The organism is Gemmobacter caeruleus (genome assembly GCF_008271655.1).
GTDB lineage: Bacteria > Pseudomonadota > Alphaproteobacteria > Rhodobacterales > Rhodobacteraceae > Gemmobacter > Gemmobacter caeruleus.
Map to the genome: position 1 here is coordinate 1 of NZ_VKKX01000042.1, position 1,198 is coordinate 1,198.

Annotated in this window: 1 protein-coding gene; it reads right to left on the bottom strand. The window is 58.5% G+C overall.

Annotated features, from left to right (window positions below):
* Positions 1–39: 39 nt before the first annotated feature.
* A protein-coding gene (locus FOA17_RS13455) for an IS3 family transposase (RefSeq protein WP_149142026.1) occupies positions 40–1,127 on the bottom strand; the annotation gives its coding sequence in 2 pieces (ribosomal slippage) (positions 40–872 and positions 872–1,127; 1,089 coding nt in all).
* Positions 1,128–1,198 lie beyond the last annotated feature (71 nt).

Genomic DNA, 1,198 nt, shown 5'->3' on the forward strand with positions numbered 1-1,198 from the left:
GGTAATCCCCCCATTTTTAACGGGGTGCATCCGTAGAATTCACGCGGCCATTTTCAATTTCTGTGCGGGTGTGATGCCGCCGATGCCCATGTTCGGGCGGTCGTTGTTGTAAGTCCAGAGCCATTGCGTGGCGAAGTCCTGAGCCTCCTCGATGGTTTCGATGATGTATTGGTCAAGCCATTCATGTCTGACGGTGCGATTGTAGCGCTCGATATAGGCGTTCTGCTGGGGCTGACCGGGTTGGATGTGCTGGATCGTGATGCCCCGCTTCTCAGCCCAGATCAGCAGCTTGCCACTGATGTATTCTGGTCCGTTGTCGACCCTTATAGTGCCGGGCTTTCCGCGCCATTCGATGATCCTGTCCAGGCTCCGGATGACCCGTTCCGCAGGCAAGGAAAAGTCGACCTCGATGCCCAACCCTTCGCGGTTGAAGTCATCCAGCACGTTCAACAGCCGGAACTGGCGGCCATCGCTGAGCCGGTCGGCCATGAAGTCCATGGACCAGGTCATGTTGGGTGCCCCTGGCACGGCCAACGCATCGGGTTTGTCCCGCTTCAGCCGCTTGCGCGGCTTGATCCGCAGGTTCAGTTCCAGCGCGCAATAGATGCGGTAGACCCGCTTGTGGTTCCAAGGATGGCCCTTCACGTTGCGCAAATGCAGGAAACACAGGCCAAAGCCCCAGGTCTTGCGGGCATCGGTCAGCCCGACCAGCAGGTCGGCGATCTCTTCGTTCTCGTCCTTCAGCCTTGGGCTGTAGCGATAACAGGTCTCGCTGACCCCGAAGGCCCGGCAGGCCAGCGCGATGCTGACCTTGTGTCGCGCCACCGCGTTCTCGGCCATCTCGCGGCGTTGAGATGGCCGCGTCATTTTTTTCCGAGAGCCTCCTTGAGCAGATCGGCCTGCATGCTGAGGTCCGCATACATCCGCTTCAACCGCCGGTTTTCTTCTTCAATGGCCTTCATCTGGCTGATGAGCGAGGCATCCATACCGCCATACTTCGCCCGCCACTTGTAGAACGACGCGCTGCTCATACCATGCTCACGGCACAGCTCGGCCACCGGCATCCCGCCTTCGGCCTGGCGCAGGATAGCAAGGATCTGCGCTTCAGTGTATCTGCTTGTCTTCATTCAGAATCTCCTCGTTCATCTTGCCGAGAAAATTCTACTTATGCAGCCCCTTACTTTCGGGGGGGATTACC